Source organism: Trinickia sp. NRRL B-1857 (assembly GCF_050470685.1).
Lineage (GTDB): Bacteria > Pseudomonadota > Gammaproteobacteria > Burkholderiales > Burkholderiaceae > Trinickia.
On record NZ_JBFLUK010000001.1, the window covers coordinates 550,102 to 575,843 of the forward strand.

The following is a 25,742-nucleotide window of genomic DNA, read 5'->3' on the forward strand; positions in this document are numbered from 1 at the left end:
GCTATATGATTGTTTCGAGCGGCTTATAAACATCAAAATCAGAATGACGGTGTGTTTAGGAAAATACCCTACCCCTCAATAAAATGAGAGGTGAAAAGCCGTGCGGTATTTTTTGTTTTATGTAGTCGATGAGATCGGGAGGAATTCGATCTTATTTCGCACCGAAGAATCGAACGCGCGAAACCCGCTCCCGGCCACACCGGGAGCGAGAACGCAGCAGAGGTAGTCGCGGACGGCAGTGCGTGGTTACTCGCCGCCCATGAAGGTCTGCGGGCCCGCGAAGTTGTCGAACTTCGTGTACTGCCCGTGGAACGTGAGCCGCACGGGGCCGATCGGGCCGTTACGCTGCTTACCGATGATGATCTCGGCCGTACCTTTATCGGGGCTATCGGGGTTGTACACCTCATCCCGATAGATGAACAAGATCACGTCCGCGTCCTGTTCGATAGCGCCCGACTCACGCAAGTCCGACATCACGGGCCGCTTGTTCGGCCGCTGTTCCAAGCTACGGTTCAACTGCGAGAGCGCGATCACGGGCACGTCGAGCTCTTTGGCCAGCCCCTTGAGCGAACGCGAGATTTCGGAGATTTCCGTTGCCCGATTCTCGCCCGAGGACGAGCCCGACATCAGCTGCAAGTAGTCGATGATGATGAGTCCGAGCTTGCCGCATTGGCGTGCCAAGCGTCGCGCGCGCGAGCGCAATTCCATCGGGTTCAAGCCGCCGGTCTCGTCGATGAAAAGCTGCGCCTCGCTCATTTTCTGCACGGCGTGCGTGAGCTTGGGCCAATCCTCATCGGTCAAGCGCCCGGTACGCATCCGGTGCTGATCGAGCCGGCCGACCGAGCCCAGCATCCGCATGACGAGCTGCGTACCCGGCATTTCCATCGAGAATACGGCGACGGGCAATCCGTACTCCACCGCGACGTATTCGCCGACGTTCATCGAAAATGCGGTGTTGTGCGTGACGACGTAATCGTCCGTGACGTAAAGCCGCGACGGGTGCGACACGGAGATGCATTGCGTCTGCGTACGCCGCGTAGGTTCGATCGAAACGACGACCGGCATTTTGCGCCTCGTGCGCCCGCGCTCGAGCCGCTCCCGCTTGCCTTCGAACAGAAAGAGGCTTTGCGGGTCGGGATGGCTAATCGTGCATTGGTAGGCGGTTGCCCCTTCCTGCCGTACGCCGTCACGCACGAACCACGTCTTCTTGGGCGATACCGAGCACCATCCGCCAAGCGAGCGGACGAGTTCCGTCACATCGCGTGCGAGCCGCACACTCGCCGTCGAATATCGCACTGTGCCCCACGACTCGACCCACCCGTCCGTGTCGAGCAGACCACGCAGCAGATCGAGCCGGGCCGGTTTGGCAGCGTCCAGATAAGCGCGCGGGATGAATTTGTCGTAGCTCGTGCACCCCCACAGATCGAGCCGCTCCAATGCCTGCTTGATCGGGTTCACGTTCGGACGCACTGTGCCGGCCATAGCCGGGCGGCGTTTGATGCGCCAGTCGTACTGCCCCGCGTACTCAAGCTGCATGTTCTCGCCGGCGCGCGCGCGCATCCGTGCAAGCGTCTCGTCGGCTTTGACGCTAAAGCGCACCGACGTCCCGCCGATCGCCCCGTCGCCCAGCAACGCGCCGAGCACCCAAGGGTCCACGGGCAACGCTTCGGCGTGGCCGAAATCGCCGCTCGGCAGATCGATCCACAAGCGATTCCGGTACCGCTCGCGCGTCAGCAGCGTCCGCAATTGCGCCGTATCGACAACACGCGGACGCTCCCACCCGCGAAAATGGACTCGCCAAAGGTGTTCGTCACAACACTCGGCCGAACGCCCATCGGAGAACGTTACGCGATAGGCTTGCCGTTCGCCTTGCGGATAGATGCCCGTCACCATCGAGGGAGCACCATCGACGGACGCTAGCGCGTCCCCAAGCTCGAGATCGCCCATCCGCTTCCAGCCGGTCAGCGTCTTGACTCGCGCGTCGAGCGGCTGCGCTTTACCCATCGACGGGCGTCCGGCAACGATGATCAGCTCGCCGCCGTGCATACCGGACGTCATCCGGTCCAAATCGACGAACCCCGTCGGCGTGCCTGTGACGTCGCTCGGATTGGCCGTGTGGTAAAGCGTATCGATGCGCTCGACCACTTCGGTAAGCAACGGCCCGATTTCGAGAAAGCCCTGCGTACCGCGCGCGCCATCCTCGGCGATCGAAAACACTTTCGATTCAGCCTCGTCCAGCAGTTGCCGCACTTCCTTGCCCTGCGGATTGAACGCGTCGGCCGAGATCTCGTCAGCTACCGAGACCAAGCGCCGCAGCACGGCGCGATCGCGCACGATTTCCGCGTAGCGCCGGATGTTCGCGGCGCTCGGCGTATTCTGGGCGAGCGCATTCAGATACGCCAAGCCGCCCACGTCCTCCGCCTTGCCGGACGTGGTCAGCGCCTCGTACACGGTCACGACGTCAGCCGGCCGCGTCGTCGAGATCAGCTTACCGATATGCTCGAAAATAATCCTGTGGTCATACCGGTAGAAGTCGCTCTGGGACAGGAAATCGGCAATGCGATCCCAGGCGGCGTTGTCCAGCAGCAGGCCACCGAGCACCGATTGCTCGGCCTCGATCGAATGCGGCGGGACTTTCAGCGATTCGAGTTGCGGATCGTTCGTCGGTGCGTTCATGGGGAGGCATTATCGCGAAATGGCGGGGCCTTCGCCAGCGGCGAAAACGAGGCCAAAACAAAAAAGGCAGGAACCGGCGCTCCGGCTCCTGCCCTCTTCAATCTATGCGCCAAACCGGGGCGATACCCGGTTCGGCTAGCGGTACGGCTTAAGCGTGCTCGCCGAGCACCGAAACCGTCACGTCGACCGTCACGTCCGTATGCAGCGAAACTTGCACGGGGTGGTCGCCGACCATCTTCAGCGGGCCTTGCGGCAGACGCACTTGCGCCTTTTCGACCGCGAAGCCTTGCTTCGTCAGCGTTTCAGCGATGTCGGCGTTCGTCACCGAGCCGAACAGACGGCCGTCGACGCCAGCCTTCTGGCCGATCTGGATCGTCAGGCCTTCCATCTTCGTGCCTTGCGCTTGCGCAGCAGCCAGCTTCTCTGCGGCAGCCTTTTCGAGATCGGCGCGACGCACTTCGAATTCAGCGATCGCGGCCTTCGTTGCACGGCGTGCGAGCTTTTGCGGGATCAGGAAGTTACGGGCATAGCCGTCCTTGACCTTGACCACATCGCCGAGGTTGCCGACGTTGACGACCTTTTCCAAAAGAATGATTTGCATTCGGATTCTCCTTATCGCGTCGTCTGATTAGGCCTTGTGCAGGTCGGTGTACGGCAAGAGCGCGAGGAAACGTGCGCGCTTGATCGCCGTATCGAGCTGGCGTTGATAGTGGGCCTTCGTACCCGTCAGACGAGCCGGCGTGATCTTGCCGTTTTCGCCGATGAAGTCCTTCAGCGTTTCGATGTCTTTGTAGTCGATGTACTCGACGCCAGCAGCCGTGAAGCGGCAAAACTTCTTGCGCTTGAACAGAGGGTTTTGTTGCTGACGGCGCTTGTCGAATTTCTTACCAGTCGGGCGGGGCATGTTCAGTCCTTTCCAATGTCCTGCAATTCTGTGATGTGAAACACCAAGGTTCTCGCGTTGCGGTTCTTCTTCGCCAGGAAGCCGGTGAAGAGCGTTTCGACGCCCATCTCACACGTTTCGAGCTTCCCGCTAGCGGCACCCGCGGCCAAGGCGGGCATCGTCAATTCAACTTGCCGGACGATGCCGGCCTCGACGACTTCCCCGCGATGTTGCAGCGTACAGCTTGCGATCGGAACGCCCGCCGGCGTATAGCGCAGCGGCTCGCGCTCGACCACGCTAGCCGTAAGTTGCAGCCTGTTCACGAGAGCGGCGAAAAACCGGTGGAACCCAGGTGGCTTAAACCGTGAATACCGTTAAGCCTGCGCTTCGGACGGCTGCGACGAGGCAGCTGCCTTCTTGGCTTCTTCGCGCTGCACTTCCTTCATCATCGGCGAAGGGCCCGTTTCGGCCTTCTTCATCTTGACGATCAGGTGACGCAGCACGGCGTCGTTGAACTTGAATGCGTGCTCGAGCTCTTCGAGCGTAGCTTGGTCGCATTCGATGTTCATGCAGACGTAGTGAGCCTTCGCGAGTTTCTCGATCATGTAGGCCAATTGGCGACGGCCCCAGTCTTCGATGCGGTGGATATTGCCGCCGCGCGCGGTAATCGTGGATTTGTACCGCTCGATCATCGCGGGCACTTGCTCGCTTTGATCGGGGTGTACGACGAAGACGATTTCGTAATGACGCATACACACTCCTTGTGGATTGAAGCCACCCGGGCGTCGATGGCCCGATACCTGGGCGCGAATCCGAATCCCATGGATGATCGCGCGGATCGAGCCAACCGGTGTGGCAAGTGAGAAGCCGGAAAGTATAGCGGATCGGGCGCGGGAGCGCAATTTGCATCTTGCGTTCGGCCCGCCGCCGCCCTGTATCCGGCTAATCGGCCTCTTCCGCGATGCCGCCCCAATAGCCTGGGCGCGCATAGACCTCTTTCAGGTAATCGATGAAATACCGTACCTTCGCCGGCACGTAGCGCAACTGCGGGTAGACGGCGAGGATGTCGTACTCGGGCAACGCGAATTCGTCCAAGACGGTCTGAAGCTCGCCCCGGGCAAGCTGGTCGGCAATCTCCCAGGTCGAGCGCCAGCCGAGACCGAGGCCCTCCGATGCCCATCGGTGCAACAGTTCGCCGTCGTTGCAATCGAGCGAGCCGGTCACCCGCATCGTCACGCGCTTGCCGCCGCGCTGAAAGTACCAGCCGCGGTTTTGTCCGCCCTGAAGATTGAAGGCCAGACAATTATGCGCGAGCAAATCCTCTAGCGACCGCGGACGGCCGTGCCGCGCGAAGTACGCGGGCGTACCGCAGACGACCCGCCGGTTGGTCGCGAGTTTGACGGCGACGAAGTTCGGGTCCACCGCCCCGCCGATCCGGATCGACAAATCGTAGCCCTCGCGCACGAGGTCGACGACGCGATCGGTCAAATTGAACGACATTTGCAGCCCGGGCTTATCCGCTAAAAACGGCGGCGCAAGCGGCGCGACGTGCTTGCGCCCGAACGCCGCCGGCGCCGAGACGATCAAGTGCCCGCTGACGGCCTGCCGCCCGGCGGCCAACTCGTTTTCCGCCTGATCCCAATCGGCGAGCAGCCCCTTGCAGCGCTCCAGAAAAGCGGCGCCCGCCTCGCTCACGACGAGGCGCCGCGTCGAACGGTACATGAGCTTTACGCCGAGGCGTTTTTCGAGTGCGTCGATGCGGCGCCCAAGGATCACGGGCGACACGCCTTCTTCCAACGCCGCCGAAGCCAGGCTGCCCGCCTCGGCCACGCGTACGAATGTTTCGATCTGCTTGAAACGGTCCATCTTCTCGTCCTTGCCCGGCGCCGCCCGGGTGGGCGCCGCTCGCTTCGCATCCATCGATTCAATACTTTTTGTATCGAAATACCGAACCCGAAGCGATCTTATCAAACCTTTCCCGTAGTCCTACAGTGCAACTAACCCGCTATTTGTGCATTGGACGAACAGGAAAAGGAGACACCCATGCCTAAGATGAGAGCCGTCGACGCAGCCGTGCTCGTGCTGGAAAAAGAAGGCATCGAGACGGCGTTCGGCGTACCCGGCGCCGCGATCAACCCGTTTTACTCGGCACTGCGCCGCGCCGGCGGCATCAGCCACGTCCTCGCTCGTCACGTCGAAGGCGCATCCCATATGGCCGAGGGCTATACGCGCGCCGCACCCGGCAACATCGGCGTGTGCATCGGGACGTCGGGTCCTGCCGGTACCGATATGATTACCGGACTTTACTCGGCTCAAGCTGACTCGATTCCTATTCTCGCTATCACGGGTCAAGCACCCCGCGCTCGGCTCTATAAGGAAGACTTCCAAGCCGTCGATATCGAATCGATCGCCAAGCCGGTCACCAAGTGGGCCGTCACCGTGCGCGAACCGGCGCTCGTGCCGCGCGCGTTCCAGCAAGCATTCCATTTGATGCGCTCGGGCCGTCCCGGTCCGGTGCTGATCGATCTGCCGATCGACGTGCAGCTCGCCGAAATCGAATTCGACATCGACACCTACGAGCCGCTGCCGGTCTACAAGCCGAAGGCGACGCGCAAGCAGATCGAAGCCGCGCTCGAGATGCTCAATGCGTCCGAGCGTCCGCTGATCGTGTCGGGCGGCGGCGTGCTCAATGCAGGCGCGGAGGCGCTGCTCGTCGAATTCGCCGAAACGCTCGGCGTGCCCGTCATACCGACGCTCATGTCCTGGGGAGCCATCGCCGACGATCACCCGTTGATGGCCGGCATGGTCGGCTTGCAGACGTCGCATCGCTACGGCAACGCAACGCTGCTCGAATCCGATTTCGTGCTCGGCATCGGCAATCGGTGGGCCAATCGCCACACGGGCAGCGTCGATGTCTACACGAAGGGACGCAAATTCGTGCACGTGGACATCGAGCCGACGCAAATCGGCCGCGTGTTCGGCCCCGATCTCGGGATCGTATCGGACGCGAAGGCGGCGCTCGAACTGTTTATCGAAGTGGCGCGCGAATGGAAGGCCGCAGGCAAGCTCAAGGATCGCTCGGACTGGAGCGACGCCTGCCAAGCGCGCAAGCGCAGCTTGCAGCGCAAGACTCACTTTGAAAACGTGCCGATCAAGCCCCAGCGCGTGTACGAAGAGATGAACAAAGTCTTCGGTCGCGATACCTGCTACGTCAGCACGATCGGGCTCTCGCAAATCGCCGCCGCGCAGTTCCTGCACGTCTATAAGGCGCGCAACTGGATCAATTGCGGCCAAGCCGGCCCGCTCGGCTGGACGATCCCCGCCGCGCTCGGCGTGCGGGCCGCGGACCCGAGCCGTCCGATCGTCGCGTTGTCGGGCGATTACGACTTCCAGTTCATGATCGAAGAGTTGGCCGTCGGCGCACAGTTCAAGCTGCCCTACGTGCACGTCGTCGTGAACAACTCGTACCTCGGGCTGATCCGCCAGGCGCAGCGCGCCTTCGAAATGGATTACTGCGTCCAGTTGGCGTTCGAGAACATCAACGCACCGGAGCTTAACGGCTACGGCGTGGACCACGTGGCCGTGGCCGAAGGTCTCGGCTGCAAGGCGCTGCGCGTGTTCGAGCCGGGTGAAATCGCGCCCGCGTTGCAAAAGGCGCAAGCCTTGGCTGCCGAGTTCAGCGTGCCGGTCGTCGTCGAAGTGATCCTCGAACGCGTCACGAACATCGCGATGGGCACGGAAATCGACGCCATCAACGAATTCGAGCCGCTCGCGGATTCGCGCAACGACGCGCCGACGGCGATCTCGCTGCTCGACTGACGCGTAGGCCGTGCTGCTTACCCGACATATCGAACGCCCCGACGATCGCCGCACTCGCAGCGATCGTCGCTCCCCTGACCGACCGAAGAGTGACCGCAACATGCCGAAATTCGCAGCCAATTTGACCATGCTGTTCAACGAAGTGCCGTTCCTCGAGCGTTTCGAGGCCGCGGCACGCGCGGGATTCAATGCCGTCGAATTCCTGTTCCCCTACCCGTTCAGCCCGGCCGAGCTGGCCGAGCGGCTGGAGGCGAATCGCTTGCGTCTCGTCTTGCACAACTTGCCGGCGGGCAATTGGGAGGCCGGTGAACGCGGGATCGCGTGCCTGCCCGATCGCGTGGCGGAGTTCCGCGACGGCGTAGGACGCGCCATCGAATATGCGAAAGCGTTGCGCGTGCCGCAACTCAATTGCCTCGTCGGCATCCCGACTTCCGACATTTCGCCCGAACGCGCTCGTTCGACGATCGTCGAAAACTTGCGCTATGCCGCCGGCGCGCTCGAAAAGGAAGGCATCAAGCTGCTCGTCGAGCCGTGCAACTCGTACGACATTCCGGGCTTCGCACTCAATCGATCGAGCGAAGCGCTCGAGGTGATCCGCGATGTGGCATCGAGCAATCTCTATCTCCAGTACGACATCTATCACATGCAACGCATGGAGGGCGAGCTCGCCGCGACGTTGCAAAAACTGCTGCCGCGCATCGCGCACGTTCAACTGGCCGATAACCCCGGGCGGCACGAACCGGGCACGGGCGAGATCAACTACGCGTTCTTGTTCGATTGGCTCGACCGGCTGGGCTACAGCGGCTACATCGGTTGCGAATACAAGCCACGCACAACGACGCTCGAGGGCCTTTCGTGGGTGCGCGAGATCGCCGGCGCGCGCGGCGCGCGCTGATGCCCCTTCGCGGGGAAACGCTCGAACGCCCTCGCACCTCCTAAGACGACATACAGCTAAACGGACTACATCGACATGGCAAAGATCGGTTTCATCGGCCTCGGCATTATGGGCGCGCACATGGCGCGCAACCTCCTCAAGGGCGGGCATACGCTCGTCGTGAACGGCGCCTATCCGGTGCCGGACGATTTGCGCGAAAGCGCAACGGTCGAGGCGGATTCGACAGCGGTTGCGCGTGAATCGGAGATCGTCATCTCGATGGTTCCCGATACCCCCGACGTCGCCAACGTCTTGTTCGGCGACGACGGCGTGGCAAAGGGCCTCTCGGCCGGCAAGCTCGTGATCGACATGAGCTCCATCTCGCCGCTCGACACGCAAGAGTTTGCCAAACGCATCAACGCGCTCGGGTGCGACTACCTCGACGCGCCCGTCTCGGGCGGCGAAGTCGGTGCCCGCGAGGCGACGCTCTCGATCATGGTCGGCGGCCCGGAAGCAGCGTTCCAGCACGCCAAGCCCTTGTTCGAACTGATGGGCAAGAACATTACGCTCGTCGGCGAAAACGGCGCCGGACAGACCTGCAAAGTCGCCAACCAGATCATCGTCGCCCTGAACATCGAGGCCGTCGCGGAAGCGCTGCTGTTCGCGGCACGCTCGGGCGCGGATCCCGAACGCGTGCGCCGCGCGCTGATGGGCGGTTTCGCCGCGTCGCGCATCCTCGAGGTGCACGGCGCTCGCATGACCGCGCGCACCTTCAAGCCCGGCTTCCGGATCGACTTGCACCGCAAGGATTTGAACTTGGCCCTCGACGGCGCGCGCCGGCTCGGCGTCGCACTGCCCCACACTGCCAGCGCGCAGCAGCTGTTTAGCGTATGCGCGGCGCACGACGGCGGCAGTTGGGATCACTCGGCGATGCTGCGCGCACTCGAGATCATGTCCGGTTTCGAGATCGCCGAAGCGCCGGCCGAAGCGGTGGCCGCCTGACAGCGTAGCCGTTCAGCAGTATTCGGCCGTTCGATGAAAACCGAACGGCCAGCACGTGGGGCGCCTCGCCGGCACGTGCAAGGCAAGACCGAGGGGCAACCCGGGCATCGCATGATGGCCGGCGAAAACGAGGTCGACACCGAGCACGCGCATGGCAGGCAAAAAGCCGCTTTCGGGCTGAGAGCGGCAGTGGGGTCCGCAGCGGCACCCGGCGACGCCGGGGAAGCCTTGGTCGGTCAGACGTCGTCGTCGGGTGTCCGCCTGTCGGATTGTCACGCTTTCAATCGCCGCGAGCGTTCGCTCGTGCGCTTCAATTTGGGCCCCAAAGGGCCCGCTCTACGCTTTTCGTTCAGTAGGTGTCGAACATGCGCTGCAACGCGACCGGTTCGCGTACGCCCACGACCAGCGCGAGCATCAACAGCACACGCGCCTTGTACGGATTGAGCGAGCCGGCGCTGACGAACCCTAGCGCGTCGTCGGGCGCCGCGCCGTTACGCATGACATGCCCCGAGCCGACCCTTGATGCGCGCACGACCGCGATGCCGTGCGAGCGCGCGTCGGCGAGCGCCGCTTGGACAGACGCATGGATGGACCCGTTACCGGTACCGGCTACGACGATACCGTGCACGCCCGCGGCCACGAGCGCATCGACGGCGATGCGCGACGCACCGGCATAGCTCGTGACGACTTCGACCACCGGCCAGGCCTCGCCCGCCACGAACGGCGTTGCCGCCGTGTGTGCGCGCGTGACGGTTCGCGCGAATTCCACGCGACCATCTTGCACCCAGCCCAGCGCGCCGATCTCCGGCGAGTGAAACGCGTCGACGGCGTAGGTGCTCGTCTTCACGACGTCGCGCGCGCTGTGGATTCGATTGTTGAAAGCGACCAAGACGCCCTGCCCTTGCGCGGCCCGCGAGGCGGCGACGGTAACGGCGCCGAGCAGATTCAACGGACCGTCGGCCGAAAGCGCCGACGACGGGCGCATCGCCGCCGTCATCACGACGGGCTTCGGCGTCTTGACGGTCAGATGCAGCGCGTAAGCCGTTTCTTCGAGCGTATCGGTGCCGTGGGTCACGACGATACCGTCGATGTCCTCGCGCGCAGCCAGCACCGCGATCTGCGCGGCAAGCGTCGTCCAGAGCGACGCATCGAGATCCTTGCTGTCGATGCTCGCCACTTGCTGCGCTTCGATGTGGGCCACGCTCGATAACGCCGGCACGGCGGCCAGCAGCTTATCGACGCCGACGACGCCGGCCTGATAGCCCGAGGTTTGCGAAGCATCGGCCGCCGAGCCGGCGATCGTGCCGCCGGTCGCCAGCACGGCGATGCGCGGCAGCGCCGCTTGAGAGGAGGAAGTTTGGGTCGTAATCATGGGCGCCATTTTAACCGCGCCGCGTATCGCGGCGAACGCCCTGATTTCACCTACCCTCGCTGCGCGGATGCCGCAACGAGGGTGGAACTCAAGCCGCTTCGCGCAACTGCCCCGACATGCCGGCTTCGGACAACTGCGGCGCGAACATTTCGATGAAGCGGTATGCGTAGGCTCGCATGAAGGCCCCCCTGCGCAGACCGACGCGCGTCGTGCTGCCTTCGAACAGATGTTGCGTGTCGAGCGCCACAAGTTCCGAATCGCGCTTCGGATCGTAAGCCATGGCCGCGACGATACCCACGCCCATCCCCAACTCGACATACGTCTTGATGACGTCGGCATCGATTGCCGTCAGCACGACGTCCGGCAGCACGCCGATTTTGGCGAACGACGCGTCGATATGCGAGCGGCCCGTAAAATCGCGGTCGTAAGTCACGATCGGATATTCCGCGACATGCTCGAGCGTCACGCGCTCCCGGCCGGCAAGCGGGTGGCCCTTGGGCACGACGACGATGTGGTGCCACGAGTAGCAAGGGAACGTGACGATGTCGGAAAAACGATCGAGCGCCTCGGTCGAAATCGCGATATCGGCCTCGCCGTCGATCAGCATTTGGGCAATCTGTTGCGGATTGCCTTGGCGCAAGGCCAGTTGCACTTTGGGATAGGCGCGCGTGAACTCGCGCACGACTTTGGGCAGCGCATAGCGCGCCTGCGTGTGCGTCGTCGCGACGACGAGGTGCCCCGTCTGCTCGTCGGCATATTGCCGGGCGACGCGGCGCATGTTCTCGGCGTCGAGCAGCATGCGTTCGATCAGTTGATGCACGGCCTTGCCCGGCTCGGTGAGCCCCGTGAGCCGCTTGCCGCGGCGCACGAAAATGTCGATGCCGAGTTCGTCCTCCAGATCTTTGATCTGCTTGGACACGCCCGACTGGGACGTGAATAGCGCGTTGGCGACTTCCGTCAGATTCAGATTGCGGCGCACCGCCTCGCGCACGAAGCGCAACTGCTGAAAGTTCATGCGAGTGTCTCTCTAGAACAAGCGGAATCGTCGGTCGGCGCCGACTCTCGGCGCCCGGGTCGAGCCAGTCTAGGCGAAGCTTTTTATTCCCAGAACTAATAAATCCTCATTTTTTTATATCGATTCGTACTAAAGCTGCGGTGGGGTCGCAACACAGGGCTTGATCTTCGTCGAATACTGTATAAAAATACAGCAACCTGTCTATCCATACAGTGCGACATGACCAAACTTACCGCAAGGCAGCAGCAGGTATACGATCTGATCCGCCAATCGATCGAGCAGAGCGGCTTCCCGCCCACTCGCGCCGAGATTGCTGCGGCACTTGGGTTCTCGTCGGCGAACTCGGCCGAAGAACATCTGCGCGCGCTCGCCCGCAAAGGCGTCATCGAATTAGCGGCCGGCGCCTCGCGCGGCATTCGGCTGCTGGCGCCCGAGGACATGCCGCATCAGTTCTCGCTACCGCATCCGGCTTTGATGCAGCTTTCGTTGCCGCTCGTCGGCCGCGTCGCCGCCGGCAGCCCGATCCTCGCGCAAGAGCACATTTCGCAGCACTACGCCTGCGATCCGGCGCTGTTTTCGAGCAAGCCCGATTACCTATTGAAGGTGCGCGGGCTATCGATGCGCGACGCCGGCATTCTCGACGGCGACTTGTTGGCCGTGCAAAAGCGCACCGAAGCCAAAGACGGCCAAATCATCGTCGCCCGTCTGGGAGACGACGTGACCGTCAAACGCCTGAAACGCCGTCCCAACGGTATCGAGCTGATCGCCGAAAACCCGGACTACGAGAACATCTTCGTTCAAGCCGGCAGCGCCGATTTCGCGCTCGAAGGCATTGCGGTCGGGCTGATTCGCCCGTCCGAATTTTGATTCCGCACACGTTAGGGAGCCGCCATGGATCGCCTTGCCCGCCTCATGCCTTTCCGCACTTTCGGCCGCTTGCGCCATTTGCGCGGACTCATCCAGTGCCCGCCGCTCGAGGCCGCCGCGATCAGCCCCGCGCGGCAGCCTGACACGGCAACGCAGCCTGCCGCGTTGCCGGCATTCGCGCGCGTCTCGCTCAATAGCGCACTGCATGCCGAACCGGCACGTCGCGCGCCGGTTCGCGTCTATCACGGTCCGTCTCGTGTGATCCTCGTCGGCTCGATCGACGCCGTATGCAAAATGATCGATCGATGCATCGACGATGAACGTGCAGGCGTAGCCGCGGCGCAATGGGGTTGAGACGCTTGCGGGAGAATGGGCGGCATGGGGGATCGTTTCGGCGCGATCGCTGTCAATGAACAACATTGAACATCGATAAAGGCCATCCTTTCATGACCGCAGAGAACCGTTCCAATCCACGAAAGCCACTCACGACAACGCTCGTGACAGGCATCGTATTCATCGTCGTGGTGCTTGCCGTTTTCGCTTACGCCTCGCCCTATCTCGTCCTCAGCCGGCTGAGAGAGGCAGTGCAAGCGCGCGATACGGCAACGATCAATCGCTATGTCGACTATCCCGCGTTGCGAGCTAGTCTCAAGGTCGAAGTGACTCAGATGTTGAGTCGGCGTGTCGATGCGGAAAAGCTTCAACATCCGCTTACGGCATTGGGCGCGCTAGTCGGTATGGCATTCGTGAATCCGCTCGTCGATGCCTATGCGACACCGGACGGCGTCGTCGCATTGCTCAAAGGCATGCCGCCTCGAGGCGAGCCCGGAGAGGCACCGCCGCCGGCCGGAGATCGACAAGCGGGCGCGGCACCGCAAGCCCAAGAAACGCCGGCGGGACCCGCTTCCGCGCCGGGCCAAGTGTCCGCGCCGCGCGCCAAGGCAGATGCCGGCTATCGCGATACGAGCACGTTCGCAGTCACGTATACGCGCGATACCGGTGGCGTGCCCTATAGCGTCATCTTGCATCGCCGCGGCTGGTTCACGTGGCAAATCGACGCGGTCGAGCTCAATCGTTGACGCGCCGATAAGCGACGAGATGAGCCGGACGTCTCCGGCTCGCGTGGTGGCAGCGATCGCCGCAGGCCGGCAGCAATAGAGCCACGCTCAGGTACCGGCGCCGCCAGCCGATGTGGCGGCCGTCGCTTTGACATCGACGGCTTCCTTCTCGTGCGCGGTCGATACCGCAACGAGAATGCTGCAAGAGACGCGATCGAGCAAAAGCGTATTGCCGGAGCCCATCCACCATCGCGACAACCCGCTGCGCGCGCGATGGCCGACGACAATGAGATCGACCTTCAGTTCATCCGCCAAATTGGCGATCTCATCGATCGGATGGCCGAAGGCGAAATGGCCGTGCGCCAGTACGCCGCGTTCGGTCAACCAGTCGACACCTTCTTGAAGAATTTCGCGAGCGGCATCCTCGAACCGGCCGCAAGCCACGTCCGTCAGCAGACCCGCGCTTTGCGCGATACTCGTGCGCATATCGACGACCGATAGCAAGTGCGTTTCCGCTTTGAGATCGAGCGCGAGATCGGCACCGCAACGCAAGGCTTTGCGGCCTTCGCGCGTGCCGTCATAACACAGTAAGATTTTTTTGTAGCTCGCCATTATGGCCTCCGAGCCCGCGCGGATCGCGGTGTGTCGTTTCAATCATGGTGCGGCGCATTTGGACTTGCAAGGCTAGGAAAACGCCTAGATCTCGCTCATCGGCTCATGCACGCATCGCCGCCTGCGCTGCGCCGCACCAGCGAAGCATGCGTTGCCTTCACGAGGACGACAGTGCGCGATGCAATAGAATGGGGCACCGTCGGCCCTGAACTTGTGCGGTACCTCTCGTCCGTCCTCATGTCCAACAACACCATCGAATTTCGCGACGTGGTGAAGCACTACAGCGATAAAGCCGTCGTCGACGGCTTGTCGTTCCATGTTCGCGCCGGCGAATGCTTCGGCCTGCTTGGGCCGAATGGCGCCGGCAAAACCACGACCCTGAAGATGCTGCTCGGGCTCGTCGAACCGGATGCCGGAACAATCGCGCTGTGCGGGTATGCCATTCCGTCCGGCGCGCGTTTTGCGCGTCAACGTGTGGGCGTCGTTCCACAGTTCGATAACCTCGACCCCGATTTCAGCGTACGCGAAAACCTGCTGGTGTTTGGCCGCTACTACGGACTATCGGCGAGCAAGACGCGCGCCATGGTGCCCGAGCTGCTCGAGTTCGCGCGCCTCGAAAGCAAAGCCGATGCACGCGTCGGCGAACTTTCGGGCGGTATGAAGCGCAGGCTGACGCTCGCCCGCTCGCTGATCAACGATCCGGACGTGCTGGTTCTCGATGAACCGACGACCGGGCTCGATCCGCAAGCGCGCCATCTGATTTGGGACCGGTTGCGCTCTTTGCTCGCTCGCGGCAAAACGATCTTGCTTACGACGCATTTCATGGAGGAAGCGGAGCGGCTATGCGATCGGCTTTGCATCATCGAAGAAGGACGCAAGATCGCCGAAGGCGCTCCACGCGACCTCGTCGAGCAGGAAATCGGCTGCGATGTCATCGAAGTCTACGGCCCGGCGCCAACGGTTTTGCGCGATGAGTTGGCGCCCTTTGCGACGCGCACCGAGATCAGCGGCGAGACCTTGTTTTGCTATGTACGCGACGCCGAACCCGTCCATGCACGCCTGGCGGGTCGCGCGGGTTTGCGCTACGTGCATCGGCCCGCGAATCTCGAAGACGTCTTCTTAAGGCTGACGGGACGAGAAATGCAGGATTGAGTGTGATTTTGGCGTGGGTACCCGTTCGGCATGGTGCTCCGCATGATGACGACGAAGACGAATTGAGACGTGCATAACGGTTGACGAGAACGAAACCATGGATGCCCCCTCCTACGAGACGCGTGCGCAGACACGCGGCGCGGCCAAACAGGCGCAAGGAAACCGTTGGCGACTGGCGCTACCGGCCAACGCGACAAACTGGACCGCGGTTTGGCGACGCAACTATCTCGTTTGGCGCAAGCTCGCGGCGGCTTCACTGATCGGCAACTTGGCCGATCCGATGATCTATCTGTTCGGACTCGGCCTTGGGCTGGGCTTGATGGTGGGGCACGTCGACGGCGTGTCGTACATTGCCTTTCTCGCGGCCGGCACCGTCGGCTCCAGCGTGATGATGTCGGCTACGTTCGAATCCATGTATTCGGGATTTTCGCGCATGCATGTGCAGCGAACGTGGGAAGCGATCATGCATACGCCGCTCACGCTTGGGGATATCGTCGTCGGTGAAATTATTTGGGCCGCGAGCAAAGCGATCCTCTCGGGCTCGGCGATCATGCTGGTGGCCGGCGTGCTGGGCTATGCGCAGTTTCCGTCGATGTTGATGGCCCTACCCGTCGTGGCGCTGGCCGGACTCGCATTCGCAAGTCTCGCGATGATCGTGACGGCGCTCGCCCCGTCGTACGACTTCTTCATGTTCTACCAAACGCTGGTACTCACCCCGATGCTGCTGCTTTCGGGCGTGTTCTTTCCGCTGTCGCAGTTGCCGCAGGGCGTGCGTCACGCCGCGATGGTTCTACCGCTAGCCCATGCAGTGGAGCTCATACGCGCCGCTATGCTGGGACGCCCCGTGGAGGGCGTCGCCCTGCATCTTGGCGTGCTCGCGGTGTACGCGATCGCGCCGTTCTTTATCTGCGCCGTCTTGTTTAGGCGTCGTTTGATGCGGTAAAACGCAGGCAAAACGCACGGCCCAACCGCGCGTGCCGAGACGCCAGCGCGTTGCGGCTCTTACTCTTCGTCGTCGTTCCAGGGCACGTCGACGTCGCTGATGAACGCAACCATCGCAAACGGGCGGGCCTCGTGCCGGCCGACCTTGCCGTCCGCGCGTTGCCATTCGAGACGAAACACGACCGACGGCGTATCCGCCAGCAACCACACCGTACGGATCTCATCCGGGTCTGCCTCCGCGACGGGACCGTCGAGCGAGATCAATAGCGTCTGGGGCCAGAGGCCGCCGTCCGGATCGTAAATACGCTCGCCATCGGGAATCGATGTGAACGCTTCGACGCCGATCGTGGCGCAAGCGTCGACGACCATCTTGCCTAGGGCCTGCAAAACTGCCGTGGCGCGCACGGAATTCGCCTGCCGAATCGCGAGATCGCCGCGCGTCAATGCTTGCTCGAGTTTGGGGTGGGTCTTGTGTGTGCCCATGATCGTATGTTGGCTCGCTCGTTTCTCGGGTTGTTCTCGTCGGCGTCCCGTGTCCGCCGCCGTCCAATGGACGAATCGTACCACCTGTCATGCATCGAACCGCTGCTCGATCGCTTAGCCGAACGGGTAACGCGCGTCTCGGAAGGCACATCGCTCAGATCGCGTTCGCCGGATTGCGTCCGTTGAACCGCGCTATCTCCGAACAAACGTCGCATCGAGCGCTCACCTCTGCCGCATAGAAAAATGAAACCAATTTTCACTTTTTAAGCCCTCAAAAACCCTCTTTACCCTCCGCTGACTTCGCCCACAGCTCCGCCGTCTCTGCCAGCTCAAATCTCACAAGGGTTAACGATAGGCTTGACGAAATTCCCGCCAAATAAAAAAATGAAAGTCACTTTCATTTTATCGGATGTCGCAATTTTACATTCCCGGGCAGGGATAAAACGCGACCCGACACCCATGAGGAGACCGAGTTATGTCTAGCACTTTGCCCCGTCGACGCGCGTTTTTGCTCCACGCGCTGGCGGGCACCGCGGGCTTCGCGTTCGCTGGCACTTCATCGCCGCGATCGCTTGGCAATGGTGGGAACGCGGCCGATGTTGCGCCGCAGCCGATCGCCAACCGCCTCGCCGAGTATGTTCATCGGCTGCGCTATGAAGATATCGACGCGAGTGCGCTCGAAGCACTAAAGCTTCGGCTCGTCGACACGTTCGGCTGCGCCCTTGCAGCGTTGAAAGAACCGGTCGTTCAGCGCTGCTTCGATGTGGCCGAAGCGGCGACGAACGGCGCGTCTACGCTGGTCGGAACGGGGCAGCGCACGACGCCTGAGTTGGCCGCATTCGCGAACGGCGCCGCCATCCGTTACTACGATCTCAACGACGGCTATGCGGCCAAGGAAATCGGCCATCCGAGCGACTTCATTTCGGTGAGTCTCGCCGTCGCGCAAGCCGAACGGCGCCCGATTGAGGACTTCGTCTTAGCCTCGCTGATCGCCTATGAAATCGAGTGCCGGCTGTTCGACGCCGCCGCGATCAGCCCGCTCGGCTGGGACAATCCGAGTTATGGCGTCGTCACTGCCGCCCTAACCGCGGGAAAGTTGATGCAACTCTCTGTCGATCAGTTGACTCAAGCCGTCAACATTGCCCTCATCGATCACGTCGCGATGAACCAGACGAGAACTCAAGTGCTCTCGAATTGGAAGGGACTCGCCGACGCCTCGGCGGCAAAGAGCGGCTTTTTCGCGGCAACGCTCGCGCGCCAAGGAATTACAGGCCCAAGTCCGATCTTCGAAGGCAACTTCGGATTCGAGAAGCTTGTCTCCGGCCACCCTATCCCCATCGATACGGCTACCTTCGGGGGCCGAGGACACCCGTACCGGATCGTCGATGTCCTTGTGAAGCCCTATCCGGCACAAGGGCACACCCTGACTGCGGTAGAGGCGGCCATTCGGCTCTCGGCCAAAATCAAGGATCGTTCCCAAATCGAGAAGATCGTGGTCGCGACTACCGAACCGGGGTACAAAATCACCGGAAGCGGACCTTACGTCTGGGCGCCGGCCACTAAGGAAACCGCCGACCACAGCATGCCCTACGTCGTCGGCCGAGCGTTGATCGACGGTACCTTGACGAACGAGAGCTACGCGCCCGAGAAATTAGGCGCCGCCGACGTTCGGGAGTTGATGCAAAAAATTCGTGTCGAGGAGGACCCGGCGCTCACCGCGCTCTATCCCAAGCACATACCGAATCGCGTGTCGGTGTATCTGCGCTCGGGCGATGTGCTATCGGAACGCGTCGACGACCTACCGGGCGCAGCCGGCGCTCCCCTGACCCGTCCGATGATCGAAGCGAAGTTTTGGCGCACGGTGGGCAAAACGGTGACGCGCGAAAACGGCGACGCGCTGATCGAGCGCATTTGGTCGATCGAGCGGCTGCACGGCGTGGACGCCTTGCTTGAAGTCGCACGGGTCGAGAAGGTGGCGTAAGAGCTGGGATCACCTTCGTCGGATTGAGCGAGAGAGCAACACCATGTCGAATGGTGCGGCGCGCTCTTTAGTCTTAAAGCTTGCTCATGAGATTGCAAATCTTTTGCCTTTCGTCATACATTACGCGCCTCACCGCGGTCGAGGACAAGATGCCAGCCCAGTGCGTATTCACTCTAAATGGCAAGAACACCTCAATGCTCTCTTGCAGCGGCTTCGGTGCCGTCGCCGCATTCTTCGCTAATGGCCCGTACGTCGATGTGCGATGAAACATCTCATGCGTTTCGTAATGGCACTTATGCTGACCGGCCCGGTTTTTCTTGGGCTATCGCGCATCGATCCGCTCGCGCGCTGGGTAGGAAGTGAAGCAGCATGGTCCACGCTGTCGCCGCTGTTCCGGTTATTCGATGCGGTTGGAATCGAGGGTGAGGAAACCATATTGCTCTGCGTACTGCTCGTGCTGAGCTTCGTCGTCTCAACCGCCATCATATGGAGTGTTGCGGCTGTGCTGGCGCGTCTGCGCACGAACAGCACAATTACGCATTGATCAGCCTCCCCCTACGGAATGGAAGTACGAATCGAGCGGCGAATACCAAAGGCTCATCGACCCGCAGGCCGTCGCCGCTCGCCTTTCAAGAGACGCCCTGCCGAAGCAGGGCGCCAAGACCGATTTCATTCAAAGCGCGCAGCTAGCCGCGTGGTTCGGTGCGCTCCGCCAGCTCAATTACCCGGTCATGGAAGGGTATCTGGTTGGCCTGCTACTTACCGGCGCGCGCCGGGAGGAACTGGCCGAACTGCGCCGGTGACGCTGCACGGTTTGCGGCGGTCATTCTCGAGTCTGGGCGAGTGGACGGAAGTCCCGTCTGACATCAAGACGCAAATCAGGGGCCCCAAGCCTTCCGCCATCGCTGAACGCCACTACAACGGGCACCCGCTCGACCTGCTGCGCATGTGGCACGACAAGCTGGAAGCATGGATTCTCAAGGAGGCAGGTATCGGCTTCAGGCCCGAGCAGAACCAACAGGGTCAGCAGGCGGTCAGTCAGCAATCTGCAAACATAGCAAAAAAGAGATAAACTGATGACGTGGCATGTTGAACTGATACCCGAGGCCGAAGCCGAATTGATGGAGCTGCCTTCCGATATGCGCGCCCGTTTCCTGCACATTGCGGAGATGCTAGCGGAGTTCGGACCGCAGCGTATAGGGATGCCCCATGTGCGCCCGCTGGAGGGGAAGCTATGGGAAATCCGCATGACGGGCCGAGATGGCATCGCGCGGGCGGTATATGTTACGAGGACTGGGCAGCGGCTGGTTGTGCTGCACGTGTTTGTGAAGAAGACGCAAAAGACCCCGCGCCGTGCCATCGAAACGGCCTACGCCCGGATGAAAGAGGACTGAACAATGACTGACCTCGCAACCCTGAAGAAGCGCCTGCTGGCGGATCCTGCTACCCGGGCCGAGTACGAGGAGCAGGCGCCGGAATTTGCCGTCGCGAGCGAACTCATCGCCGCTCGCGTGCGTGCCGGACTGACTCAGGAACAGGTGGCCGAGAGGATGCAGACGACGCAATCGACCATCGCACGTATGGAGAGTGGCCGCACGATGCCGTCGCTGCGCACGCTATCCCGCTACGCCGAAGCGACGGGAAGCCGCGCTATCATCCGCCTAGAATCAGCGACCTGATCGCTTTGCCCCCGCCTAGCTCGACGGAGCGAAACGCCGCGTCCCGACGCGGGGACGATTTTGCTCATGGCCAAGCCTATGGGTTCACTGTTGACGGGAGGTCTCCGGGCTGTTTTCTGTTCACGTCGCAATACATTTCGAGCCGCAATCATGCCTCGATAGTCGTTGATTCTGGCGATCCATTCTTAGAGTTCTCAGGGAAGTTTTGCGAGCTTCGACATGCCATCATTCAGTACGCCACATCAATCAGGCGGGTCGGCGGCATGCCGGGCGTGGCGTTGGCCGTGGCTCTCGACAATGATGGAGCCAAGAGCGGCTAGCGGCACGGGAAGGGAGAGACTCTTGGCATGCAGTTCCGAGAGTCATGCCAAAACAATCGCGAAGGCGGCACCCACGGCGAGTGACAAATTCGCCGCAAAACGATGCCAAATCGCGCGCGACGCTACAGTGGACGCCTTGCTTGAAGTCGCACGGGTCGAGAAGGTGGCGTAAGAGTTCGATGCTCAGCCGATGCTGGAAAGCAAAAAGCCCGATCACAAGGATCAGGCTTTTTGCTTGAATTCTTTGGGGTGGCTGATGGGACTCGAACCCACGACGACAGGAATCACAATCCTGGACTCTACCAACTGAGCTACAGCCACCACTGTTACTTCTTGTTCTTCGCCGGCGTCGCCAACGAAGAAGCGAGATTATACGAATAGAATTGCCGCTTGCATAGCCCCTAATCGATAATTTCGGAAGGCTCGCGAAGATGGCTGCGCGCCTCGTCGAAAATCGACAGATCGCCGGTTGCTAGCTGCTTGTTGTCCGAAAGCACGCGTCGCCAACCGCGCGCGCCGGCCACGCCGCGGTACAACCCGAGCGTATGGCGTGTGATGGCACCGAGAAACGTGCCGCGCGCGAGTTCGCTCGCGCAATAGTCGATGAGTCCCGCCTCGATTTCTTCACGGGTCTTGGCGCCCTCGCCGCCGTAAAAGCGCGCATCGACGTCGGCCAGCACGAACGGATTGTGATAAGCCTCGCGTCCCAGCATCACCCCATCGACATGCTGCAAATGCAACTGCACTTCGTCGAGCGTCTTGATCCCGCCGTTGATGACGATCTCGAGCGACGGAAAATCGCGCTTGAGGCGGTAGGCGTATTCGTACTTCAAAGGCGGGATTTCGCGATTTTCTTTCGGCGAAAGGCCCTTCAAGATCGCGTTGCGCGCGTGGACGATGAACACTTCGCATCCGGCTTCGGCGATCGTGCCGACGAAATCGCGCACGAACGCATAATCCTCGACGGCATCGACGCCGATTCGATGCTTGACCGTCACGGGAACCGAAACGGCATCGCGCATCGCGCGCACGCAATCGGCGACGAGCTTCGGTTCGTTCATCAAACAGGCCCCGAACGCCCCTCGCTGCACACGCTCGGACGGACACCCGCAATTGAGATTGATTTCCTCATAGCCCCACTGCTCGCCAAGCTTGGCGGCGCGCGCGAGGTCGTCGGGTTCGCTGCCGCCCAACTGCAAGGCCACGGGGCTTTCCTCTGCCGTAAAGGCCAGGTGTCGAGCGACATCGCCGAACAGCAACGCGCCCGTCGTCACCATTTCGGTATAAAGCCAGGTATGGCGCGAGATGAGCCGATGGAAGTAGCGACAGTGGCGATCGGTCCAGTCCATCATCGGCGCGACGGAAACACGGCGAGGACTGGTTGAGGGGAGTGGCGACATGATGAGTAAACAAACGGCAAGCCCGTAATTTTACCTCAGCCGCTAGAATGGAGGCCGCGTGAACGCGGCGGCGCCTGCGAATGCGCCGCCTTACCCGCCGCCGCAGATATTAGGAGCTTTGGTCAATGAACGACGGATCGCCCCGTCAGCGCCTCGTCCGGCGCGCCCTTCTCGTCCTACTGCTAACGATGCTGGCCGGATGCAGCACACTGTTCGGACCACCTCCCCCTACCCCGGCGGAGGACCCCGATCTCAACGTCATGCCCGTCGAGCCCGAGCCGACGGAGCCCGCGTCGGAGCCGCAAGCCTCCGCGCCCACGGCAGCGTCCACGCCCCGCGAAGCGCCCGAACATAAGCGCGTCGCGCCCAAGCCCGTCTATCGGCCGCCGCGCAAACCGCAGCCCGTGCCGCCGCCTCAGCCGGCCAAGCCCGCCCCGCCGCCCCCGTTGATCGCAACGCGCGCGCTCGCAGCCGGCGAAACGCACGGCTTGCTCGATGCGCGCGTGCAACGCCCCGACGGCAAGGTCATCGGACGCGCCATCGATATGTTCGTCGATATGGCCGGCAAGCCGCGCGAGATGCTCGTCAACTTAGCCGGCTTCATGGGCATCGGCGACCGTAAGATGCGCTTCCCCTGGAGCGATTTTCGTTTCGACCCGAAACGCGGCACCGCCCCGATTACGCTCTCGATCGGCCCGAACGAAGCGCCCGCGGCCGCCTCGGCCAAAGCCAAGGAAAACGCGGCCGGCAAACCGGGCGGCGCAGGCGCGAACGATGCGCACCTGCTCGGCGTGATCGACGCTACGACCGAACGCGGCAACGGCGCGCGCGTAGGACGCGTTGTCGATGTGCTGATCGACAGTCATGGAGAACCGCAAGCGGCCGTCGTCGATGTCGGCAGTTTGATTCATGAGCGGCGCAGCATCGCGGCCGACTGGTCCGCGCTGCGTTTCGTTCCGAAGGACGATGCCCTGACGCTACAAACGGATTTGTCGGACGCGCAAGTGAACGCCGCACCGCCTTATATGCCCAATCAACCGGTACGCGCCGTCGCGCCGCCCGCGACCGACGCGGCAGCGTCGGCCGGCCGTCCCAACAAGTAACGAACGCGCAGATGGCAATTACACGAAGTCTTCGCGCGCTCGATTGGCTGAACTTCTTTCTGGCCAACGTCCAGACGGGGTTCGGCCCGTTCATCGCGTCCTACCTGACCGCCAATAAGTGGACCCAGGGCGAGATCGGCATCGCCTTGAGCGTCGGCACAGCCACGGCCATGTTGAGCCAAGTGCCGGCCGGCGCTCTCATCGACGCACTGCGCAATAAGAAAGCCGCCGGCGCCGCGGCGATCGTGGCGATCGCGGCTTGCGCGCTACTACTCGCCGCCAGCCCGACCTTGTTGCCTGTTCTAGCCGCCGAACTCTTTCACGGGTTCGCGAGTTGTATGCTGACGCCGGCGATCGCCGCCATCTCGTTCGCACTGGTAGGCCGCCATGCGCTCGGCGACCGGCTCGGGCGCAATGCGCGCTTCGCCTCGATCGGCAGCGCGTTCGCCGCGGCGGCGATGGGCGCGTTCGGCGAATACTCGTCGGCGCGCGCCGTGTTCTGGCTGACCGCCGCCTTGACCGTACCCGCGCTCATTGCGTTGACGATGATCGAGCATACCGGGCGGGCCGCGCTCTCCTCACGGCGCGAAACGAGCGTGCCCGAGGCGCCAAAGACGTCCGCCGCCGATACCCGCGAACACCGCGAGAGCATCAGTTCACTGCTGCGCGACCGTCGCGTCCTGATTTTCGCCGCCTGCATCGCGCTGTTCCATCTATCGAACGCGGCGATGCTCAATCTCGCAGCAGGCGAAGTGACGGCCCATATGACCGACAACGTGCAACTCGTCATCGCGGCCTGCATCATCGTGCCGCAAATGGTGGTGGCGGCGATGTCGCCGTGGGTCGGGCGCTCGGCCGAACGCTGGGGGCGCCGCCCGCTTCTCGTGTTCGGGTTCGCGGCGCTGCCGGTACGCGCGCTGCTGTTCGCCGGTGTCACGAGCCCCTATCTGCTCGTGCCGGTGCAACTGCTCGACGGCATCAGTGCGGCCGTCTTCGGTGTCATGTTGCCGCTGATCGCAGCGGACGTCGCGGGCGGCAAAGGCCACTACAACCTTTGCATCGGCTTGTTCGGGCTCACGGCGGGTATCGGCGCAACGCTGAGCACGCTCGCCGCCGGCTTCATTTCCGATCGCTTCGGCAATACCGTCAGTTTCATGGGGCTGGCCGCGGCGGGTGCGCTGGCCGTACTGCTCGTTTGGGCGGCACTACCCGAGACGCGCGACGAGAGCGAAGCCGGCTCCGCCGAGCACGCCAGCGAACCGTCGACAACCTGACCGATCGCCCATGCGGCCCGTCGTACGGGCCCATGGCGAGCGGGAAGGGACGCGCATCGACGTATGGAGCGACGCGTGGGCCGCTAAGGCTCGCGCGGCCAAACGCACAACAGTTCGGCATCGACTGCCGCCCGCGCCGCGCCGAGCGCATGCTGGGCTGCGCGCTGCTCGGTGGGCCAGGCATCGTCGACCGAAAGCAAACGCCAATCCAGGGCAATTTCGCTGTCGCGCAAGACGCGATAATGCGATTTCAGGCCTGTCATGACCTGTTCGACGGCGACTTCGAGCGTAAATCCACGATAGCGCTCGATGTAATCGCCCATATCGAGACCGTTCGGTTCCATAGCCGCCCCTCCGATACCGTCTTGCCGCCGGCGCACGCCGACGCCTGTCGCCTAATCGCAATCTCCGGACAAATACTTGCGTCCGTCACAGGTGATTTCGATCACTCCACTGCCGGTTTCGTCGGCAAGGCCCGCGCTCAACAACTCGGCGGCGATCGAGGTGGAGACAAGCGGCGGCGCTTGGCCGACGCCCACTTCGTCCAAGCGCCGCAGCGCCTCGACCGCGTCAGGACTCAAGGATTTGGACATGGCCCACTCCTTAACATGTGCAATCGCACTTTCAGAGTAGCATTTTCTGAGCGTTGCGCAGACCGCGGCACGCCATGCAGCGGGCGATCGAGCCAGCCCCGCCTATAATGTCGCTCGTTTCGATTTTCGCGAACGCGCACGGGCCGCGCCATGCGGTCCGCATCAAGAACATTCGCCCCGCACTACATGCAAAAATTCATTCTGCCTTTCGTCTCGGGATTTCTTGCGGCGCTGTTTTTCCGGGAAGCCACGCTAGGGTTGCTGCATGCCGCAGGCTTGATCGCCGCCACGGGCTTTTCCACCGATCCGTTTCTTCCCCTCGGCATTCCGGAATTCATCGCGAACGCGATCTGGAGCGCCGCGTGGGCAGTGCTGATGGCGTGGCTGCTGCGCGTTGGGCCCGAAGGTGCGGCCCCCTGGTTGCCGGCGTTCGTATTCGGCGGGATCGTCCTGACGGCCGCGCGCATCTTCGTCGTCGACCCGGCGCGCGGAATCTGGCCGAGCGGCAATATGCTGCCGCATCTGGCCGTGAGTTTCGCGGCGAATGCAGTTTGGGGCTGGGGAGCGCTCGTATTCATGCGCGCCTTCATGCGCCCCTCGCAAGACGAATCGTAACGGGCGGAAAACCACCGCCACG

Annotated in this window: 30 protein-coding genes and 1 tRNA gene; 17 read left to right on the forward strand and 14 right to left on the reverse strand. The window is 62.3% G+C overall.

The genetic code is table 11. The annotated features are described in order from the left end of the window. Positions 1-246: 246 nt before the first annotated feature. From dnaB to AB1286_RS02570, 6 genes are all read right to left on the reverse strand, one after another. Complete coding sequence (dnaB, locus tag AB1286_RS02545; protein WP_430361783.1) at positions 247-2,676, reverse strand: replicative DNA helicase; 2,430 nt, start codon at positions 2,674-2,676, stop codon at positions 247-249. Positions 2,677-2,824: 148 nt separating this feature from the next. Then, on the reverse strand, positions 2,825-3,277 hold the full coding sequence (rplI, locus tag AB1286_RS02550; protein WP_430361784.1) for a 50S ribosomal protein L9: 453 nt from the start codon (positions 3,275-3,277) through the stop codon (positions 2,825-2,827). A 27-nt stretch (positions 3,278-3,304) separates the two neighbouring features. Next, positions 3,305-3,580, reverse strand: a complete 276-nt coding sequence (rpsR, locus tag AB1286_RS02555) for a 30S ribosomal protein S18 (protein ID WP_018442035.1) — start codon at positions 3,578-3,580, stop codon at positions 3,305-3,307. A 2-nt stretch (positions 3,581-3,582) separates the two neighbouring features. Then, positions 3,583-3,882, reverse strand: coding sequence for a primosomal replication protein N (gene priB / locus AB1286_RS02560; protein WP_116136353.1), 300 nt, complete (start codon positions 3,880-3,882; stop codon positions 3,583-3,585). A 51-nt stretch (positions 3,883-3,933) separates the two neighbouring features. After that, complete coding sequence (rpsF, locus tag AB1286_RS02565) at positions 3,934-4,311, reverse strand: 30S ribosomal protein S6 (protein WP_102646935.1); 378 nt, start codon at positions 4,309-4,311, stop codon at positions 3,934-3,936. Between the two features lie 190 nt (positions 4,312-4,501). Further along, positions 4,502-5,425 (reverse strand): LysR family transcriptional regulator, encoded by a 924-nt coding sequence (locus AB1286_RS02570; protein ID WP_430364968.1) that lies wholly within the window; start codon positions 5,423-5,425, stop codon positions 4,502-4,504. A 177-nt stretch (positions 5,426-5,602) separates the two neighbouring features. Between AB1286_RS02570 and gcl the strand changes: the two genes are divergently transcribed. The 3 genes from gcl to AB1286_RS02585 all read left to right on the forward strand — a co-directional run bounded on the left by gcl (position 5,603) and on the right by AB1286_RS02585 (position 9,254). Further along, the gene (gene gcl / locus AB1286_RS02575) at positions 5,603-7,378 is read left to right on the forward strand and encodes a glyoxylate carboligase (RefSeq protein ID WP_430361785.1); all 1,776 of its coding nucleotides are present in this window, start codon (positions 5,603-5,605) and stop codon (positions 7,376-7,378) included. 100 nt (positions 7,379-7,478) lie between these two features. After that, entirely contained in the window at positions 7,479-8,273 is a 795-nt protein-coding gene (gene hyi, locus AB1286_RS02580) for a hydroxypyruvate isomerase (RefSeq protein WP_430361786.1), read from the forward strand. 75 nt (positions 8,274-8,348) lie between these two features. After that, complete coding sequence (locus AB1286_RS02585) at positions 8,349-9,254, forward strand: 2-hydroxy-3-oxopropionate reductase (protein WP_430361787.1); 906 nt, start codon at positions 8,349-8,351, stop codon at positions 9,252-9,254. A 349-nt stretch (positions 9,255-9,603) separates the two neighbouring features. Here the strand turns inward: AB1286_RS02585 and AB1286_RS02590 are convergent, their stop codons facing one another. Further along, positions 9,604-10,626 carry an asparaginase gene (locus tag AB1286_RS02590; RefSeq protein WP_430361788.1) on the reverse strand — a complete coding sequence of 341 codons (1,023 nt, stop codon included), beginning with the start codon at positions 10,624-10,626 and terminating at the stop codon, positions 9,604-9,606. 88 nt (positions 10,627-10,714) lie between these two features. Further along, positions 10,715-11,641 carry a CysB family HTH-type transcriptional regulator gene (locus AB1286_RS02595; RefSeq protein ID WP_430361789.1) on the reverse strand — a complete coding sequence of 309 codons (927 nt, stop codon included), beginning with the start codon at positions 11,639-11,641 and terminating at the stop codon, positions 10,715-10,717. Positions 11,642-11,860: 219 nt separating this feature from the next. Here AB1286_RS02595 and lexA point away from each other — a divergent pair, with 219 nt between their 5' ends. The 3 genes from lexA (at position 11,861) to AB1286_RS02610 (ending at position 13,587) form a co-directional block, all read left to right on the forward strand. Then, on the forward strand, positions 11,861-12,508 hold the full coding sequence (gene lexA, locus AB1286_RS02600) for a transcriptional repressor LexA (RefSeq protein WP_430361790.1): 648 nt from the start codon (positions 11,861-11,863) through the stop codon (positions 12,506-12,508). Positions 12,509-12,532: 24 nt separating this feature from the next. Then, positions 12,533-12,862 carry a hypothetical protein gene (locus AB1286_RS02605; RefSeq protein WP_430361791.1) on the forward strand — a complete coding sequence of 110 codons (330 nt, stop codon included), beginning with the start codon at positions 12,533-12,535 and terminating at the stop codon, positions 12,860-12,862. Positions 12,863-13,005: 143 nt separating this feature from the next. Next, entirely contained in the window at positions 13,006-13,587 is a 582-nt protein-coding gene (locus AB1286_RS02610; protein WP_430361792.1) for a DUF2939 domain-containing protein, read from the forward strand. 87 nt (positions 13,588-13,674) lie between these two features. Here AB1286_RS02610 and AB1286_RS02615 read toward each other — a convergent pair whose 3' ends face one another. Further along, positions 13,675-14,178, reverse strand: a complete 504-nt coding sequence (locus tag AB1286_RS02615; protein ID WP_430361793.1) for a universal stress protein — start codon at positions 14,176-14,178, stop codon at positions 13,675-13,677. A 237-nt stretch (positions 14,179-14,415) separates the two neighbouring features. Between AB1286_RS02615 and nodI the strand changes: the two genes are divergently transcribed. Then, the gene (gene nodI, locus AB1286_RS02620) at positions 14,416-15,330 is read left to right on the forward strand and encodes a nodulation factor ABC transporter ATP-binding protein NodI (RefSeq protein ID WP_430361794.1); all 915 of its coding nucleotides are present in this window, start codon (positions 14,416-14,418) and stop codon (positions 15,328-15,330) included. A gap of 97 nt (positions 15,331-15,427) precedes the next feature. Next, positions 15,428-16,273, forward strand: a complete 846-nt coding sequence (locus AB1286_RS02625; RefSeq protein ID WP_430361795.1) for an ABC transporter permease — start codon at positions 15,428-15,430, stop codon at positions 16,271-16,273. A 59-nt stretch (positions 16,274-16,332) separates the two neighbouring features. On the opposite strand, the gene AB1286_RS02630 is transcribed toward AB1286_RS02625, so the two are convergent. After that, on the reverse strand, positions 16,333-16,755 hold the full coding sequence (locus AB1286_RS02630; RefSeq protein WP_430361796.1) for a hypothetical protein: 423 nt from the start codon (positions 16,753-16,755) through the stop codon (positions 16,333-16,335). A 475-nt stretch (positions 16,756-17,230) separates the two neighbouring features. Here AB1286_RS02630 and AB1286_RS02635 point away from each other — a divergent pair, with 475 nt between their 5' ends. The 6 genes from AB1286_RS02635 to AB1286_RS02660 all read left to right on the forward strand — a co-directional run bounded on the left by AB1286_RS02635 (position 17,231) and on the right by AB1286_RS02660 (position 20,415). Next, entirely contained in the window at positions 17,231-18,736 is a 1,506-nt protein-coding gene (locus AB1286_RS02635; protein WP_430361797.1) for an MmgE/PrpD family protein, read from the forward strand. A 262-nt stretch (positions 18,737-18,998) separates the two neighbouring features. Beyond that, positions 18,999-19,280 (forward strand): hypothetical protein, encoded by a 282-nt coding sequence (locus AB1286_RS02640; RefSeq protein WP_430361798.1) that lies wholly within the window; start codon positions 18,999-19,001, stop codon positions 19,278-19,280. After that, positions 19,231-19,539, forward strand: coding sequence for a hypothetical protein (locus AB1286_RS02645; RefSeq protein ID WP_430361799.1), 309 nt, complete (start codon positions 19,231-19,233; stop codon positions 19,537-19,539). The genes AB1286_RS02640 and AB1286_RS02645 overlap by 50 nt, the downstream gene beginning before the upstream one ends. Further along, on the forward strand, positions 19,536-19,808 hold the full coding sequence (locus tag AB1286_RS02650) for a hypothetical protein (RefSeq protein ID WP_430361800.1): 273 nt from the start codon (positions 19,536-19,538) through the stop codon (positions 19,806-19,808). Before AB1286_RS02645 ends, AB1286_RS02650 begins: the two co-directional genes overlap by 4 nt. A 4-nt stretch (positions 19,809-19,812) precedes the next feature. Then, positions 19,813-20,130, forward strand: coding sequence for a type II toxin-antitoxin system RelE/ParE family toxin (locus AB1286_RS02655; protein ID WP_430361801.1), 318 nt, complete (start codon positions 19,813-19,815; stop codon positions 20,128-20,130). Positions 20,131-20,133: 3 nt separating this feature from the next. Continuing rightward, entirely contained in the window at positions 20,134-20,415 is a 282-nt protein-coding gene (locus AB1286_RS02660; protein WP_430361802.1) for a helix-turn-helix domain-containing protein, read from the forward strand. Positions 20,416-20,980: 565 nt separating this feature from the next. Here the strand turns inward: AB1286_RS02660 and AB1286_RS02665 are convergent. Both AB1286_RS02665 and dusA read right to left on the reverse strand, forming a co-directional pair. Next, positions 20,981-21,056, reverse strand: a tRNA-His gene (locus AB1286_RS02665). A gap of 80 nt (positions 21,057-21,136) precedes the next feature. Continuing rightward, a complete protein-coding gene (gene dusA, locus AB1286_RS02670) occupies positions 21,137-22,135 on the reverse strand; it encodes a tRNA dihydrouridine(20/20a) synthase DusA (protein ID WP_430361803.1) in 999 nt (332 codons plus the stop codon). A 125-nt stretch (positions 22,136-22,260) separates the two neighbouring features. Here dusA and AB1286_RS02675 point away from each other — a divergent pair, with 125 nt between their 5' ends. Beyond that, positions 22,261-23,238: a PRC-barrel domain-containing protein gene (locus AB1286_RS02675; protein ID WP_430361804.1), complete on the forward strand. Its 978-nt coding sequence runs from the start codon at positions 22,261-22,263 to the stop codon at positions 23,236-23,238. An 11-nt stretch (positions 23,239-23,249) separates the two neighbouring features. Further along, positions 23,250-24,512 (forward strand): MFS transporter, encoded by a 1,263-nt coding sequence (locus AB1286_RS02680; protein ID WP_430361805.1) that lies wholly within the window; start codon positions 23,250-23,252, stop codon positions 24,510-24,512. A gap of 83 nt (positions 24,513-24,595) precedes the next feature. Here AB1286_RS02680 and AB1286_RS02685 read toward each other — a convergent pair whose 3' ends face one another. Continuing rightward, positions 24,596-24,856: a hypothetical protein gene (locus AB1286_RS02685; protein ID WP_430361806.1), complete on the reverse strand. Its 261-nt coding sequence runs from the start codon at positions 24,854-24,856 to the stop codon at positions 24,596-24,598. A gap of 51 nt (positions 24,857-24,907) precedes the next feature. Continuing rightward, entirely contained in the window at positions 24,908-25,105 is a 198-nt protein-coding gene (locus AB1286_RS02690; RefSeq protein WP_430361807.1) for a hypothetical protein, read from the reverse strand. Positions 25,106-25,291: 186 nt separating this feature from the next. On the opposite strand from AB1286_RS02690, the gene AB1286_RS02695 reads away from it, so the two are divergent. After that, positions 25,292-25,720 carry a hypothetical protein gene (locus AB1286_RS02695; protein ID WP_430361808.1) on the forward strand — a complete coding sequence of 143 codons (429 nt, stop codon included), beginning with the start codon at positions 25,292-25,294 and terminating at the stop codon, positions 25,718-25,720. The last annotated feature ends 22 nt before the right edge of the window (positions 25,721-25,742 follow it).